We start from the raw sequence: 16,712 nt of genomic DNA on the forward strand, positions 1-16,712 counted from the left end.
GTGGTGATTTAGAGAAGGCAGCAGAGCAGTTTGGCGAAATGCTGATACGAAGGAGTCAGATAGAAATCATGGGAGTAAGTTTGCCTATTCCTGAGCAGCTAAAAGTCACTCATAGAGGTTATGGCTATTCTTATCCTTTTCCAGCTAGAATGATGAATGCACTAACTTTACAGTGGCACGATGCAGGTCAAGATATAACTCAGAACATTTACGAACAACAGCCAAGCAAAAATCCTGGAACTGTCCGCATCGGTCGAGATCCACTCCGATGCGACATTATTGTTAGTAACCCTACTGTATCCGGTCTGCACGTAGAAATATTTTTTAACTCGCAGCAGCAAAGATTTTACATCCGCAACCTGCGATCACCAAATCCCCCTTTAGTAGATCAACAACAACTAGTCCAAGGTGAACTGCCTTTAAGAGAAGGTAGCATCATCAAATTGGGACAAATGGAAGTCAAAGTCACTGCTATTGCAATCAACAGTATTCCTGCAACAATTTTGACACTACCAATTCAAGCAATCGACACTAACCAATCTACCAGACTCCCCATAAGCCAGCAACCACAGGTACAAATTAGATATAACCAGCATTCACCCGCATCCCCGCCATCAGCACCAGGAGTTTATGGCTTAGAATGCCCCAAATGTCATAAAGTCTCCCCACTGGAAAATCTACAAGTCGGTTGTCTTTGGTGTGGAACATCTCTGGCTGCGGCTGTAAGTGTCTTAATAATGCCCAATGGTGGTGATCACCCACAGTAAAGCTCATATACCTACAAGTCTCAGTTGTTCTATGCGAGACAACAAATAGTTAAGGATAATTGTAGATTAGGTTTTTGGCGCTAACTGAACTGTATTGGCCTATAAATTGAAAAATCCTGATGTATTAAGCAATATTCACAACATCCTGAAGCTTTCTGTATTACAAGCTTACGCAATTCCGCAGAAATTGAATTAGATGTCATCTTAGCTAATCGCGTTTTAAAGCTCGTGCCTTTAATAAAATCATCATATGTTCTAATTGCTCATAAACATCTAACTCAGCTAATTCCATTGGACTAAGTGTTGCAGCTCGGTTTTTTTCTAATAATTCTGACAACCGCGATTGAGCTTGGGGTGAGACTTTAAAAGTAATAATTTCTTCTGGAGTTGGACGCTTAATTAAAAAATCAAGAACTTCTTGATAAACTGCGGGAATATCTGTCGTCTCTGTTTTGATTGTTGGCTGAGAATTTGTTGGTAAATTAGCAACGTCTAACAATTGCCAAAGCAATTCAGGTAAGCGATTTTGCAGAGGTTCTAAACGTTGAGCTAGTTCATCAGAAATTTGAATCGTTAATTCTGCCATATGTGATTCTTCATCGGCGCTATCTGCTTGTCTTTTATCCTAATTATAGCTTTGCTACCTTTCAAGTAGATTTTATCACAGCCATCATCTCTGCAATAAGTGGCTGATACTGAGAACTGGAAAAGGGTCGAAAATCATCGATCGCATCGACACTCATTTTACACAGCAGGCGAAATTGGAGCGGAGTTGGAGGTTGATTGACACGCTCTACCCGCACCTCTAAGTTAGAATTTTGTCGAAGCAACTCAAAAATTTCTGCCAGCAAATATCGCGGACAATAACCAACAATATAATGGTCTCTTGTGTTTAAAATTAAAGCCTGAGAATCGTAGGGATTTTGAAATTCGTGAGCTAGCCATAACTTTTCCCCAAATTCAAGCTGATTAATCCGCTCAATGGCACTGCTTGGCAGATGTCGCAGCCCATGCGAGAAAAAGTAAAGATGGTATTGTCCTTGTTCATCAACTTCTGGACAAGGAAAAACAGCGAGTGTATCTGTTTCTCGTTCGCCACCAGTGCGGGCTAAAATTGTAATTGGGTCATTTTCATCATTCGGAATATTGAGCCATTCAATAAAACTTGAATAATCGGGACGCGATCGCGACATTAACCGATTAGCAAAAACTGGAAATAATTGAGTTGATGTATAGATTTCATCTAAGCGTGGAAAGGACGACAAAGCTTTAAAAGCAGATTTCTCTTCAGCCTCTTTTACACCTTGGGTATAGACAAATTGATAGATACCTTGGTCAAATGTTAACCGACCAATAGGGAACCAAAAGCGACTAATAGGGTCTTGCCAAGCTAAAAATAATGTTTTCGTTGTCTTCAAGATAGTGTTTTCCTCAACGTAAGTAGCCTGTGTTTATTGATTTCCAGAATGGACTGAGCAAAATTACTCGCTTCGGGAGAGATGCGGGAGAGGTTAATACGATTAAAAATATCTAAAATATTGGCTTTGGAAATATTTTCAAGTCGCGCCAACCACACACAAGCTGCTTCGGGATAGCGATTAGCAACGAGTGAGAACACATCAAAAGTTTTAAGAGTCTTTCTATTATCAACACTGCCATAAAACGCTGAGAAACATTTGTTTGCATAAGCCTCAACTGAGCGTTTCTGTCTTTGAGAGTCAGAAAGGTCGCGTCCTAAACTTGAAGCATGGTCGTAAGTAGGTGCTAGGTGTTCCGTTTCTTCTGAAGTCGATGCTGTTTTCATTCGGACAATCCCCCAGTTTTCGTGGTGACGGTCTCCATTACCAATCCACGCATCTAGCAGAAGATAGCCAACAAACACATCTACTGCTGTTTGGATGCCAGAGGGCGGTGTCCAATCAATGGGTAAATTTACAGATTTGCCTGCGATCGCCCTCAGCACTACATCTATTGTATGTTGTGATATACCATAAGTCCCAAACGCAGGGTAGTTCGGCACAATTGAGGAAAGAAGCTCGTTACCATGAACAAGCGTCCCCCCTTGTGGTAAAAAGTTGGGTGAGACTACACCGCGATGCCTGCGGCGGGCAAAGCCATCGCCTTCCCAAGTTGAAGCCAATTCATAAACAGCATGGGGAAGTCCCAATAGTTCGCATAATTCTGATGCGACTTTTTCTGCCCAGTCTTCCCCCAGGTTTTCTCGGCTTTGCTTATAAAGACAACGACCAAGTTCTTCGTGGTCAAACCAAAACTTATATTTGCTACCTAAAGTTTCATTTGAGGATGCTTCATAAGCTTTTTGTGTAACAAGTAAAATTGGAAATTCCGAGGTCATAAATCGAAGATATCGCAGGCTAACACCTTGAAACAAAATAATGCTATATTTTCCTATCTAACTGGGTCAAAATATTTTACTTCCGCTTGATACGCAATCCTTAAACCAAATCATTAAGCCTCTGTAAAAACTCTCCCCACCCACAACTAGCAAAATCTGACCTCTCGTAAAACTGACAATAACCTCTCATTGGCGAATAAATCGACAGCCCCTTCACACGTTCAAATCTCACACCTGAAGTCATATTTGCTAAAATTAATTGCGGTTCAACTTTAACAATCATCAAATCCATCACTTCATCAATAACCTGGGTTAATTCATCACTATCCCCAGCATATTTATCCCGTAAAACAGTTAAAAAGTCATATAAATCTACAAAGTCACTATCCTTAAAACGCACGGCTTTACGTTGAGCATGGTACAGCGCTTTCTCAGTATAAATATCTTCTTCTACCACCAATTGACGCAAAATATCTGCCAATCTTCCCAACGCCTCAGCTAGTTTTTCAACCACTCTCAAATTAGTCGCTGATTGAGTAATTTGAGTGACACTGCCCCGCGATTCTCCCTCATAGTAACGCCCGTACTCCTGTACAATTAACTTTGCCAATACTTCCGATGTCATTTCTGGATGGGCGGTTAAATTCTGCAAAATTGCTGTATAGGGATAACCTGTTAGGAGTTCTACCTCTTGCGATGCAACCATATAATTAGCATTTGTTCGCAACTGGTAAGCCACTTCCACCATGCCCATTAAACAGGCATCCATGCCAATTAAGCTAACTTTTTTACCCGTAATCGCTTCTGCTTCCTGAAAAGCCTGCTGAAGTTTGGCATTATCCAGGAAGTCTAAAGACGAATCATCAAAAGCGATCGCTCGTGAATCTTCATCCTCCAGTTGCAGCACTTCCGTAATTGAGGAAAGGAAAAAAGCACGAGACAATCTTCGATTATTTCGGGTAAGCGATCGCACTTCATCCTGACTTGCCTGAATTTCAACACCACGCGATCGCGCAAAGGCATAGATGTCATCTTCTTTCCAGCCAGTACCGTGATTCCACAGAATTACTGCGTAGTTTTCGGCTGGATAATTCTCAATTCCCCAAACAATAAAGTCCCGTAATGCGCGAGGATCACCCATATTCTGCTCTGGGATATTCTCAATTTGCCTGGGTTCTTCTGAAGGGCGAATATATATACGATATGTGTGTTCGCGGTCAGATAGAGTATCAAACTGCACCAAAACAGCCACATCTGGAGTAGACCCGACAGCTTCCATCTCTGCAATATCTTGATAGCCTTGCGCCTCCATCGGAGCCATCAGCCTTTTACCTTGAAGTTGCTCGAAAACCTTGCCGTTATCCCCGGCCATGTAGACCATCATAGTCCAGCGACGATTATTTTGAGTCATGTTTCAACATTCTGCATTTAGAGTTCTTCTTTTTATACAAATCTATCGCTGCGATTACCGCAAATTCCACAAACTATTAGTTGATGATTTTGCTTTTGAGTTCGGTAAGTAGTGCCTCTGCTTGGTTAACGTCGCGGCTATTAATAGCTGCTTTCAAGCTTTCTAAAGTTTCTAACAGCAGATTGTCAGATGTTTTATCTTGATTAATCACACGTTGCAGTCGGATTATTTCTTCTTCTAACTGAAAAATTCGATTGGTAACAGCGTCTTCATTTTCATGCACTTTCGCTTCTTCAAGTTTCTGGTCTACCTCTTGTTGAGTCAAGCGATAAAAGCGGTCAAATGTCTTCTCTACAGGTTGTCCATCGGTGGTGATATCTTCCGCCAAAACATGGAGAATGCCATCATGGTCAACTTTGAACATACAATTAACCTGAACCTCCCCAGCCGGACGAGTAGTAGCTAGGTTGAGAACCACTTCACCAATAAATTCATTGTCCCCTGCAATTGGTCGTTCACCTTGATAAATGCGAAAGCGGATACTTGCTTGTCCGTCGCGCTGAGTAGTAAAAGCTTGGGAACCCTTGCGCCACTTGGTAACTGGTATCGGTTCATTAGCACGAATAATCGCATCCATCTTGCTGTTAGCCAATTCAATTCCCAAGGACAAGGGTGTTATGTCCCAGAGTTTCACCTCCTCCCGAAGATAACCACATAATCTTGCCCCCTGAACTGCCGCACCTCTGGCTACAGCTTCGTCTGGATTTACAGAGTCGTTGATTGTCCAACCGTAGCGATCGCGCAGTGCTTTCTTAATAGCAGGTAGTCTGGTTTGTCCACCAACCAATAATACTTGGTCAATGTCTGTGGCTTGCAACTTTGCTTCTTTCAAAGTTGCATCGCAGATATCTAAGGTGCGGTTGATAAAAGGTTGCACAAGTTTTTCTAACTCAATACGAGTTAATGTTGCTTTTAGCCCCAAATACTGTTTTTCTACAGCAAAAAGGTTTGGAATACTAATTTGATACTCTGTGGCTTGAGTCAGGGCAATTTTGGCAATTTCTGCTGTTTTTCTGAATTGGGAACGCAAGCTATTATCTTCTGCAATAGGTAAATCTACATCATGCTGCTGCTTGAACGCTTTCTGCATCCAACTCATAATTGCTAAATCTAAATCATCCCCACCTAAATGGGTATCGCCGCTAGTAGCCTTTACCCGAAACAAACCATGTTCAATTCTCAGAATTGAAATATCAAATGTACCACCACCCAAGTCATAAACCGCGACTGTTTGGGGTTCTGTACCCAAGCCAAACGCTAAAGCCGCAGCCGTTGGTTCATTAATTATTCGACGAACTCGTAACCCAGCTAATTCTCCGGCTTCTTTGGTAGCCTGACGCTGAGATTCACTAAAATAAGCTGGAACAGTAATGACAGCTTGGGAGATTGTTTTACCCAAAGTTGCCTCAGCATCTTTTTTCAGCTTACGCAGTACTTCGGCAGAAATCTGTGGAGGTGTAAAAATTTCTTCACCAACACGAACAGCAACTTTGCTCTGCTGCATTTCTGCAATAGTATAAGTAACTTGAGTTTGGTCGATGCGTACCCGTTCGTCACGAAAGGTACAGCCCATGAAGCGTTTTACAGAGTAGATGACTTGGTTGGGGTGAGTGGTGATGAAACCCAAAGCTGATTTACCGACAATGGGTTGATTTTTTTCGGTATCGAACATCACAACAGAGGGAGTGAGGCGATCGCCTTCTGAGTTGGATAAAACTCTCGCCTGTCCTGTGTCTGGTTCCCAAATTGCGATCGCTGAATTGGTTGTCCCTAAATCAATCCCTAAAATATCTACCTCACTCATCGTCTACTCCCCTTTCAATTTTATATTTTTTAATATGTGTAGCAACTTAAACCAGAAGGTGTACCTACCCATAATTTAGTCTCTTTATCTTCACCAGTGCTGATGGTCAGTGCTATAACTCGATTTGCTCCTAAGCCACTATTGTGGATGTTAAATTCGTTGATTTTCCAGCTATTACCCTGACTTAGTAAACAAAATAGCCCTCTGTCTGTCCCAACCCATAAACTACTATTGTTGCTATCCCATACCAAGGCTGTTATGATTCGATTCTCAAGCTCAGGTATTGGTTGCCAGTTGTCAACATTGCCTATGTATAACCCCTGACTTGTACCCACCCAAACCTGTTCCGACTCATCTCTATTAATTGCTAGTAGCGATCGCACATCTGCACTACCTAAATTACCAGTAATTGAAGTCAGTCGTTTTGTATCAGTTTTATATAACAACAATCCTGCCGAAGTACCTAGCCAAACATGGCCTGTGACATCTTGGGTAATTGCTTGTAGCCATCCCATTACAGCCAGTTAACAATACTTTCCCTTTTTTTCCAACTAGAGAGGTTAAATATAACAGGAATAGGCTGATTTATATTTTGCTCCGCACGATTAATTAGTTCAGATGCAAGTTCTAATAGTACTGTAGTTTTGCCCACTCGTGGATTGCCCAAAATTAAAAGTGTGCGGCCTTTATCTAACTGATAGAACAGGTCGATAACTCTTGCACCAAGTGGCAAAGTTTGCCGAACTTGGTCAAAACTTTTCAAAGATGCTCTCGAAGAATTAGTCACCGCATCGAGCCGTTGCTCAAGTTTTAAGGAAGTCAGTACTCGTCCTTCCTGTAAGTTTTTCTCTAGAACACCTTGAATCCATACATTTTTCAAAAAAGTAAGAAATTGTTCGCGGTTGTAATTAACATAATTTTGTGGTGATGGTAAATCTTTGAGAACTTGTTCTGCTCTTTGATAGCGATCGCTCGGTTTATAAGCCAGCATCTTTTTTAACACTGCTTCCAATTTGGGACTAACTCGGATTTCCTTTCCCCATCCCCAAATTCCCTGATAGGTGTCGTATAATTTTTGCGGTTCTTGACCTGTGAGCAACACCAAGGCTGTCACCGCTAAAGAGTATAAATCACTACTAAAATATGCTTTATTCTGCCGTAACTGTTCTTCTGGAGCGTAGCCTTTTTTACCCAGCAAAGTATTATTTCCAGCTAGCTTAGTGTACCCAAAACCTTGAGCAGCTGGCAATTGCTTAACGCCACCAAAATCAATTAGCACTGGCAAATTATCAGAACGCCGCCAGATTAAATTATCGGGAGAGATATCACGGTGAATTACATCTTGTGAGTGGATGTAGGCTAATACAGGTAAAATCTGTTGCAGTAGAGTGATTACTTCCTCTTCACTAAAAGTCTTTCCTTGGCTCTCGCGTTGTTCTAATAATTGGTAATAATTGTCACCATCCACATAATCTTGGACTAGAAAGAAAAAATCTTTAGTACCTATTTTCACTTGTAGCGAGGCGTGAAAACGCGGAATCTGTGGATGCTGGAGTTTTTTTAGAACATTGGCTTCTCGCTCAAATAACTCTTTAGCTTTTTGTAAATCTTGATGTTCTTGTACTTGGGGTGCAAATTCCTTCAGCACACAAGTTTGATGGGATTTATTTCTATCCTCCGCCAAATAGGTGCGTCCAAAGCCGCCCTGTCCTAGATGACGGATAATTTGATAGCGGTTATCAACAACTTGACCCACAGCAAGAGGCAATGGTTCACCGCAGTGAGTGCAAAAGCGGTTACCTTCTTTGTTCGCGTGTTGTTTGTTGCAATAAACCTCCATAATGTTTTTAATGTCTCAAATCTTAAGTTCAAGGCTTATTGTGTATGGCAGATAGTTCATTCTATAGTGTGCCGGACTATAAACCCCATAAGCCAACCCCAAAGGATTATTATACTCCTTTAAAAAATAGCATCTTGTAGCTCGTAATGCCTCTCCGATTGTCATCATCTTAACGAATTTCTCCCCAGTTATTTCATCTTTTACCACCTGACCCCGCAGAAAAAATTCATAAAACACTTTTGCAAATGCTGCCGCAAACATATCTGGAACAGGACAAGCCGTAGCAATTACTGCCGCTGCACTATGCTGAATAAACACGTTGGGTAAATTGAAAGTCCTCCGTAACTCATCCACACCCCCAGCCGACTGACAAGCATTGAGAAACACCAACGGCTGACAGAGAAATTTCCCCTGGCGCAACAAAAATTTGTAAGTTTCTAACTCCAAAACCAAGCCATTTTCTGTAATCTCTTCATCTTGAATAAAAGAAATCAGCAGTTTATCCCCCCGCCTATTCTCCTTACAATGGCAAGCAAAATGCAACATATTGTGGCTAGCCTTGTAAAGATATTTGAGTAAATCATCACCCAAAGGGTCGCAGGATTTACCATTTGTCAAATTGCAAGCTGTCCCCAGCAACGTAAAGCGGTCTTTTGCTGTCACCCTCACCAACTTTTCAATTTCTGGCCTTTCCTTTTTATGGGCATGAAGCAATCTGTGATGCAAGCAAAATAACATATCAGAAGGTTGTGCTTGCTCCAAAACATAATCTGTAATATCTTTTTCTGGGTTGAGAATCCGAGCCGGGGTGTAGCGCATTCCCCAAAACATTTCAGGATTTCCCTGTTCATAGTCCTCTTCAGTTCCCTCAAACAAAACCTCCCAAGGAAACGGCATCACTTCAGCAGGGTTAGCGCGTCTCAAACCCTATTGACAGGGGGATTATGGCAGAGTTACTGAGTTTGAGAGAGCCGCAGCCAACACAGAAAGCATATAGCGATCGTTCATAGCTGCTCGTCGTGATTTTTGGCGAATACTGCGATGAAAAGATGATTCTCGCTCTAATGCATTCAGGGCAATACGACGTAGTAAAGCAAAGTTTTGTGGGCTGTGCAGAGAACGAATTCGGGACTCATCCTCATGAAAGGTAACATCTAATGTCCAATGAACAGAATTTTCTATTCCCCAATGCTGGCGAATTGCACTAGCAATTTTGTTTGCATCACTGACGAGACTAGTAATGTAAAATTGCACCTCTTGTGTTGTTTTATTCCAATGCTGAATCGAACGTACTACCATCACAATTGTTTTTAGCCCTACCCATAAATCTAGTTGATAAAGTCCAGTAATCTGGGACACAGGTACAGTGTAAACTGTACGCTTTTCAATGCGATTATGCCCTTTCTCGATACGCTGACTAATGCTGATATCGATACCTTCAAATCCAATGGATTCTGCTGCCCCAAACCAGTTTTTGACTTGTTGATGCAGTGTGGGATGATTCTCTTTCAGACTCAGAATATAATCCGCATCAGCTGCAATAATTTTCTCGGCAATCAATTTCTGTGTACCCATCGCATCAATGGTAATGATGCAGCCAGAGATGTCTAACATATCCAATAGTGCTGGGATTGCAGTGATTTCATTTGATTTAGAACTGACCTTTGTTTGTCCCAAAACTAAACGATGTTCACTCGACCACGCACTAACTGTGTGCAAGGCTTTTAGTTTTGATTCTCGGTCATAGGAGCCTCTATGAGTTTTGCCATCTATGGCTACTACTTCTACTCCCAGTTTCTCAACCAATGATTGAACCCACTGCCGAAAACATTGCTCAAATTCTTTGGGGTTAATTCTTTCAAACACCCAACTAACAAGTATCTGGGCTGGGTATTCCCAATGNTGCACCTCTTGTGTTGTTTTATTCCAATGCTGAATCGAACGTACTACCATCACAATTGTTTTTAGCCCTACCCATAAATCTAGTTGATAAAGTCCAGTAATCTGGGACACAGGTACAGTGTAAACTGACGATCCGGGCGTTGCGGTTTATTTTCAAATCAGGGATAAGAACTATGCTTCATACTGCGTAGGCGTAGCCCGCCTTCGGCATCGCAGACTTAAGGTGAAAGACAATCTCAGAGCCATTGGCTTACACATTGCAGCTATGCGCGGAATGGAAAGATGGGGAGTAGAGCAAGCATTCGCGGGGTATCAAGCACTACCACCACAAGCTAGCGAGAGGAAATGGTGGGAGATACTTGGTGTTCATGTTCGAGCATCTGATGATGAGGTGAAGCAAGAAAGCTGTTCTTGAGGAGGGGAGGTTGAGGAGCAATCTTTTAGCAAACCCCACAACTAAAGTTAGTTGCTCTCAAATAAGGACGCTTTTTTCCTCTCTACGAGACGCACTCGCGTTCGCACTACGTGTCTTGCAAAAAATATTTTTTCTTTCTCATAAATAAATTTCGGGGCAACAGAGACCCCTTTTGAGCAGGAGAGGTATTTTTTTCCCCCCCTGCTTCTCTTCTTCCCCTACCTCCCCTGCTCTCTTAGGTGAAAGCTGCTTACCGGAAATAGGTAATAAGTTTTTTGCTTTAGCTTTAACTAAAAGTTTAGAAGTAGCGACAGAACCAGCTGCTATAAATAAATATTTGTCATTTCTGAATTCCAGAGCTTTTGTACAGGAAGCGATGTCTACGACGGGCTACGCCTACGCCAGATTTTTTCCTAATAACAAATACAAGACCCATTTTTTTCTAATAGTATAGCTTGTATTGATTGCCTGATGAGGCTTCTAGCGATCGCCCTTCCGGAAAGTGACAGAAGAGGGCTATAGCAATCCGGAATCATATGTGAGAAAATACTTAACCTGTAGCCGTAGCCTTAAAAACTCATTAACAACTTAATTTTGAAGTCCGATCTAATGGTAATGTTGTCTCCATTAGTTCCCCAATCTTTCCCAACAGAGTTGTTTAAGTAAGGTAATGTCCCTTTTTCTCTGGCCTTCACTAAAAGTTTAGAAGTACCAACAGAGCCAGCTGCTAGGAATAAATAACGGCAAGTAAAGGTTTTTTTCCGAATAATTTGCCCTGATTCATTGATTTCATTGCAGAAAACACGATATTTTTTCTCACCACGGATCTCGGCAATATCTGTAACTACGTGTAGAGGTAAAAGATTTACATGACCAGTATTTTCTGCCTGGGGAAGATAATTTTGATCTAAACTATTTTTTGCTCCGCTATTAACTCCCCACCAACATTGACCATCTATAACAGAAGGTACTTTTGAGCCATTAATTTCTTGACGAACTGTATCCCAATTTACAGCTAGATTCAAGAGAAAACTTGGCAAGCCTGCCTTGTCTGCATTCTCTAGGAAAAATCGAGTTTTGCCATAGTAAGTAGTAGCTAAAACATCCTGTGGAATTGGTGATGATTTCAGCATTTGTTGAACTCGAGGATAATAAACCGAATCTAGTTCATCATAGTCAACAGTAGCACGGTCAAATACCTTGTAAAATATTTCGCGCTTAGGTTTATAAGTAATAGCGTTATAAACTAGTGAACCACCTCCAACACCAGCACCATTGACAACAATAATTCCTTTTTCTTGTAGTGTTTCAAAGACTCCTGTATATATATCTACAGTATCACAAAACACAGATGTTGAATTTAGCCAAGAGGCTCTACCATCAGGATTATTGAAAGTAGCAAAAGTATTTTGGCTAGCTGTAATAGGCCAGCGCTTGCCTCGTTCTAAAATCAATGTGTTAACACCAGCTTGTCCCAAACGTAAAGCAGCAATAGCCCCACCAAAACCGCTACCAATTACTAGTGCATCTATATAATCATCACTAGCACGAGTCCGAATGGGAGAGGCAACTGAGGCTGCTAAACTCGCAGAAAATAGGGCAGCACTCTGAATAAAGTGGCGACGCTGAAATTTTTTATTGAACATACAAGTTATTCAAATGTTGATGATAGATTATTACTAGAAATAGCTGAAGCAGTTCAAAAGAATTTAGGAGTTTATTCTCTTGTTGAAACTGCTAGATGATAGACACTAATATAGAGGGAATTCCAGTTATCTTTTCTCAGTAAATAAACAAATTATATTACTCAAAAAGTATCGCCTAAATAATTTTTTAAGAGCAGTACTAGTGTAATTAATTCTATTTTTACTCAGATTTATCATTAATAACAATCGCCTTAATATCAGTGAATTATTGCAGTTTTTAGACTTAGATAAGGAGTAATTTCGGGCGTGTTTGCTAACACGCCGTACTTATTCTCTAGTTACCCAACTACTCCTGTTACTGTATTCATAGCAGGTTGACGGAAGCGCAAGGAAGTACACCACCACCACCAACCATGTGATGCTTTCCACCACTCACCAACAGTCGCACTGCTATCAAATTTCTCAAATTGGGGATTCTTAGGAAGAATAAAGTAGATGAGATTTGAGGTTTCTTCTAATGACTGAATCTTCAGTTCAGCAGGGAAGGGTATTCCGATTTCTCCTTCAAATATTGATCTGGGATCGCTCAGGAGTTGCTGACGGAAAGTTTCATTAGTCCAAGAACGAACTATCCATAACGCTTGTAAACACTCTCTGTAAGCTCTAGCTTTGGTAGTACCACCAAGTCTGTTATAAAAATAGTAGAAAGTATCGATAATTGGCCACCAGCTAGAAAACTGTTCATATCGATACCAATGTTCTTCCACTGGTGGAGTCGCAGGAAGTACAAAGTAGAAAGTGTTTTCTGGTTCTTCTAATACTTTGACTTCTGTATCCGCAGGAAATGTAATTCCGGTTTCTCTTTCAAAAACAGTTTTTGGGTTAGTTAATATCTCCTGCTTGAGTGATTCATCATTCCAAATACGATCGATCAGTCGTGTTTGTAAAGCTTCATAATAAGGGCCAAAATTGGTAATATCTACACCTGACCAAAGCTTTCTAACTTCAGGGAAGTTAGTAGAGGTATCTGAAATAGGAGCGTTTGTTGTAACCATGATTAGCTATCCTTGAAATTAATGGTATGGGAAAGATCAAACTTGTTTGGTATTACACGGTTTAATTGACCGCGACTACCAAATTTCTGGATTTAGGGTGCTGTAAATTTGACGCTAAATCTTCTGAATTTGTCTTATTTCGCCGTCGTTAGATGAGCTTCTATTAGTTTGACGATTATCATTATTTTAAAACCTAAAAAAAATGACTACAAGGGTTAAAATTTCGTAGCTAGGTTACATTGTTTTGGTGCAGTGGTTTCAAGCGATTATTTACTCAGGAGTAATCAAAAAGGGACAAAAAAGTCTTTGAAGGAGGCAGGAGGCAGTTCTTGCTGGAGGCAGAAGGTAATATTTATTGAGTTAGCATTTAATCAAGTAAATAAAAAATGTCAACCTCCTGCAAAATATTAACCCTTGTAGTTATATATTTATCTCTCTAAACTTTTAGATAAAGACTTAAAAGTAAGTCAACTACATTCCAAATTAAGAATCTAGTGACCCTAAGAATATTGAACCAATATGATACCTAGATCCCTTGGTGGGAAAAAAATCGCAATTCTTCTAGAAAGTGAGTTCATTCCTGAAGAAATTGAAGCATATCAAAAGCGCTTTTCAGAACTTCAAGCAACAGTACATCTGATGTCTAGGCTCTGGAATCAGCCGAGTGTTCGCTTTTTCAGTGATGAAGATACGGGCAATACACCTAAAACCATAGACGTAAACATTGATTTTCAAAATGTAGATGTTAACGATTATGCGGCTGTGATTATGTCCGCTAACTATACCAGTGTTCGTCTACGTTACTTTGAGCCACCAACAGGTCAGCCAATCAGTGCAGAACAAGTTCGCACTTCACCGGCTGTACAATTTTATGCCAGCGCAATGGTAAATCCCAGGATTATTAAAGGCGCACTTTGCCACGGTCTTTGGATTGTGACACCAATACCAGAATTGCTCAAAGGGCGACAAGTTATCTGCCACGAGGTAGTCCTTGCAGATATCATCAACGCTGGTGCAATTTATACTCCATCACCTTCAGGTGTTGTGGTGGACGGTGACCTTGTGACTGGTCGTTCCAAACACGAGGTTGAACCATTCATTGATGCGATTACTGAACAAATCCAACAATTATCTATTGCCACTAATCGTTTCTCAGGCAGAAGAGCTACTACCTCAGTTTCAAGGCTGAAAGTTGCCAGCTAATTATCTCAAAACAAATTCATGATTAGGAGACAATCTTGTGAAAAAAATTCTCATAATTTTATCGGAATATGGTTATTGGGGTGAAGAACTGGTAGGCCCCCTAGAAACTTTTGATGCTGCGGGGTATCAGGTTGATTTTGCAACTCCAACAGGAAAAAGACCAGTAGCACTTCCTCCAAGCATGGACCCTACTTATGTTGACCCACCTTTAGGTCGGCCAGTTGTCTCTCAAGAGATGGCTGAAAAAGTCAAGCGCTTAGAAGATCCTAAAAATCCACGGTTAGACAACCCAATCATTCTGTCACAATGGTTGCCCGATCGCCCTTACTGGAGTGCCGAAAAATTCCTGCGGGAAATGGAAGCATACAACAATGCTCTCGACGAAATACAGCCAGATTTGGATCAATACGATGCACTATTGATCGTGGGTGGTAGTGGCCCGATCGTTGATTTAGTCAATAACCATCGCGTTCATGACTTGATTCTCAGCTTTTACAAAAAGGGCAAAGCGATCGCCGCAGAATGCTACGGTGTAACTTGTCTAGCCTTTGCTCGTGACCTAGCAGACCGCAAGAGCATTATTCGCGGTAAGCATGTCACAGGTCATTGCAAAGAATATGATTACAAAGATGGTACAGGGTTTGTCGGCGCAGACATCAACATGGGGCCACCTCCCTATCCTCTAGAGTATATTCTCCATGATGCTACTGCCCCAGACGGAGCATATCACGGTAATTTTGGCAAAGAAATCTCTGTGATTGTTGATTATCCCTTTATCACAGGTCGATCTACCGCAGACTCTTATACAACCGGTCAGAAGTTAGTGGAAGTTCTCGATAAAGGACTGAGGCGGTACGGATGGTAAGCTTGACCAAACAGACCAACGAAAAGCCTTTGATGGCTAACAGAAATGGTCGCTTTGCAATTATTGAACAACTTCTGGCAGATGGTATAGAGTACATGTTTGGTAACCCTGGCACAGTTGAGCAGGGTTTCCTAGATGCGTTAAAGGACTATTATCCAGAATTTAAGTATATCTTTGCACTGCAAGAAACAATCGCAGTCGGTGCTGGCGATGGCTATGCCCGCGCCACCAAAAAGCCTACGATTGTCCAACTCCATAGTGGAGTCGGTTTAGGAAATGGCATTGGAATGATTTATCAGGCCATGCGCGGTCATGCACCATTAGTAGTCCTGGCTGGCGAATCTGGTATCTGCTACGATGCGATGGATGCCCAAATGGCAGCAGATTTAGTCAGCATGGCCAAGCCTGTAACAAAATGGTCAACTAGGATCGTCGATCCCTCTTCTTTGTTACGCGTGTTACGCCGAGCCATCAAAATAGCTGCTACGCCGCCGATGGGGCCGGTGTTCGTCTCCCTACCGATGGATATCCTTGATGCTGTTAATTATGAAGAGGTTTTTCCGACTTCTTTTCCAGTGACAAGGGTTGCTCCTGAACCAGAGCAACTGGAAACAGCAGCAAGTTTATTGGCCGCGGCTAAACATCCCCTGATTATTATGGGCGATGGTGTAGCTTTTTCCGATGCCCAGGCTGAATTGACATCTGTGGCCGAACTCATCGGCGGACAAGTCTGGGGAGCAGACTCATCGGAAGCGAATATGAGTGCTAGCCATCCTCTGTTCGGAGGGTTACTAGGTCACATGTTTGGCGATGATAGTCGTCGGGTTACATCCCAAGCAGACGTAATCTTGATTGTTGGAACCTACGTTTTTCCAGAGGTATTCCCAGCGCTGTCTGGAGTTTTTGCTCCTTCAGCCAAAGTAATTCACATTGACTTGAATACTTACGAAATAGCGAAGAATTTTCCGGTGGATCTTGGGCTGCTTGGCGATCCGAAAACTAGTCTGAGCAAATTAGCGATCGCCCTTGAATCAACTCTGACACCCGAACAGAAAAAAGAGGTTTTTGCCAGAGCTAGCCAAATAGCTGAGACTAAAAAGCAGGAATCGGTGGCTCGACTGGAGGCTGACAAGGCAGTTCGGGATGCAGTACCTCTGCACATGACTCGTTTTGCCGAGGAATTAGCTGCTCATTTACCAGCAGATGCGATTATTTTCGATGAAGCCATTACCAATTCTCCGGAACTTTGTCGGTACATACCGAATGGCACTAAGAAAAGCTCTAAGCTATGCGGAATAGGCACTACAGATTTTAAAGCTATTGAACAGTGAAGGTTCAGGGATGGGATAGGCAATTGTCCTTGATGTAATACTGCGATCGCCATTGAG

The 16,712-nt window shown here is 41.7% G+C and carries 15 protein-coding genes and 1 pseudogene; 5 read left to right on the forward strand and 11 right to left on the reverse strand.

Annotated features, from left to right (window positions below):
* The first annotated feature begins 152 nt into the window (after positions 1–152).
* The gene (locus CDG79_RS23015; protein ID WP_094344219.1) at positions 153–767 is read left to right on the forward strand and encodes an FHA domain-containing protein; all 615 of its coding nucleotides are present in this window, start codon (positions 153–155) and stop codon (positions 765–767) included.
* A gap of 208 nt (positions 768–975) precedes the next feature.
* On the opposite strand, the gene CDG79_RS23025 is transcribed toward CDG79_RS23015, so the two are convergent.
* The 9 genes and pseudogenes from CDG79_RS23025 to CDG79_RS23065 form a co-directional block, all read right to left on the reverse strand.
* Positions 976–1,353: a hypothetical protein gene (locus CDG79_RS23025; RefSeq protein ID WP_094344209.1), complete on the reverse strand. Its 378-nt coding sequence runs from the start codon at positions 1,351–1,353 to the stop codon at positions 976–978.
* A 61-nt stretch (positions 1,354–1,414) separates the two neighbouring features.
* Positions 1,415–2,185: an HIRAN domain-containing protein gene (locus CDG79_RS23030; protein ID WP_094344210.1), complete on the reverse strand. Its 771-nt coding sequence runs from the start codon at positions 2,183–2,185 to the stop codon at positions 1,415–1,417.
* Positions 2,182–3,123, reverse strand: a complete 942-nt coding sequence (locus CDG79_RS42625; protein WP_189525093.1) for a HipA-like protein — start codon at positions 3,121–3,123, stop codon at positions 2,182–2,184. The genes CDG79_RS23030 and CDG79_RS42625 overlap by 4 nt, the downstream gene beginning before the upstream one ends.
* 100 nt (positions 3,124–3,223) lie before the next feature.
* Positions 3,224–4,534, reverse strand: a complete 1,311-nt coding sequence (locus CDG79_RS23040; protein ID WP_094344211.1) for a clostripain-related cysteine peptidase — start codon at positions 4,532–4,534, stop codon at positions 3,224–3,226.
* Between the two features lie 76 nt (positions 4,535–4,610).
* Positions 4,611–6,398 carry an Hsp70 family protein gene (locus CDG79_RS23045; RefSeq protein WP_094344212.1) on the reverse strand — a complete coding sequence of 596 codons (1,788 nt, stop codon included), beginning with the start codon at positions 6,396–6,398 and terminating at the stop codon, positions 4,611–4,613.
* Positions 6,399–6,427: 29 nt separating this feature from the next.
* The gene (locus CDG79_RS23050; RefSeq protein ID WP_223278272.1) at positions 6,428–6,913 is read right to left on the reverse strand and encodes a two-component regulator propeller domain-containing protein; all 486 of its coding nucleotides are present in this window, start codon (positions 6,911–6,913) and stop codon (positions 6,428–6,430) included.
* 407 nt (positions 6,914–7,320) lie between these two features.
* Positions 7,321–8,238 (reverse strand): annotated as a pseudogene (locus CDG79_RS23055) (protein kinase domain-containing protein); the annotation flags it as partial.
* A 15-nt stretch (positions 8,239–8,253) separates the two neighbouring features.
* Positions 8,254–9,162, reverse strand: a complete 909-nt coding sequence (locus CDG79_RS23060) for a CHAT domain-containing protein (RefSeq protein WP_143855559.1) — start codon at positions 9,160–9,162, stop codon at positions 8,254–8,256.
* Between the two features lie 18 nt (positions 9,163–9,180).
* Positions 9,181–10,191, reverse strand: a complete 1,011-nt coding sequence (locus CDG79_RS23065; RefSeq protein ID WP_442946252.1) for an ISAs1 family transposase — start codon at positions 10,189–10,191, stop codon at positions 9,181–9,183.
* A 172-nt stretch (positions 10,192–10,363) separates the two neighbouring features.
* Here CDG79_RS23065 and CDG79_RS23070 point away from each other — a divergent pair, with 172 nt between their 5' ends.
* Positions 10,364–10,555 carry a hypothetical protein gene (locus CDG79_RS23070; RefSeq protein WP_094344214.1) on the forward strand — a complete coding sequence of 64 codons (192 nt, stop codon included), beginning with the start codon at positions 10,364–10,366 and terminating at the stop codon, positions 10,553–10,555.
* 569 nt (positions 10,556–11,124) lie between these two features.
* Here the strand turns inward: CDG79_RS23070 and CDG79_RS23075 are convergent.
* Positions 11,125–12,201 (reverse strand): GMC family oxidoreductase N-terminal domain-containing protein, encoded by a 1,077-nt coding sequence (locus tag CDG79_RS23075; RefSeq protein WP_094344215.1) that lies wholly within the window; start codon positions 12,199–12,201, stop codon positions 11,125–11,127.
* Positions 12,202–12,539: 338 nt separating this feature from the next.
* A complete protein-coding gene (locus tag CDG79_RS23080) occupies positions 12,540–13,256 on the reverse strand; it encodes an NHLP leader peptide family RiPP precursor (protein WP_094344216.1) in 717 nt (238 codons plus the stop codon).
* A gap of 519 nt (positions 13,257–13,775) precedes the next feature.
* Here CDG79_RS23080 and CDG79_RS23085 point away from each other — a divergent pair.
* The 3 genes from CDG79_RS23085 to CDG79_RS23095 are packed head-to-tail and all read left to right on the forward strand — an operon-like array spanning position 13,776 to position 16,655.
* Positions 13,776–14,459 carry a DJ-1/PfpI family protein gene (locus tag CDG79_RS23085; RefSeq protein WP_094344217.1) on the forward strand — a complete coding sequence of 228 codons (684 nt, stop codon included), beginning with the start codon at positions 13,776–13,778 and terminating at the stop codon, positions 14,457–14,459.
* 37 nt (positions 14,460–14,496) lie between these two features.
* A complete protein-coding gene (locus tag CDG79_RS23090) occupies positions 14,497–15,324 on the forward strand; it encodes a type 1 glutamine amidotransferase domain-containing protein (RefSeq protein ID WP_094344218.1) in 828 nt (275 codons plus the stop codon).
* Entirely contained in the window at positions 15,318–16,655 is a 1,338-nt protein-coding gene (locus CDG79_RS23095; RefSeq protein WP_223278274.1) for a thiamine pyrophosphate-binding protein, read from the forward strand. The genes CDG79_RS23090 and CDG79_RS23095 overlap by 7 nt, the downstream gene beginning before the upstream one ends.
* The last annotated feature ends 57 nt before the right edge of the window (positions 16,656–16,712 follow it).

This window comes from Nostoc sp. 'Peltigera membranacea cyanobiont' 232, assembly GCF_002245985.1.
Taxonomy (GTDB): domain Bacteria; phylum Cyanobacteriota; class Cyanobacteriia; order Cyanobacteriales; family Nostocaceae; genus Nostoc.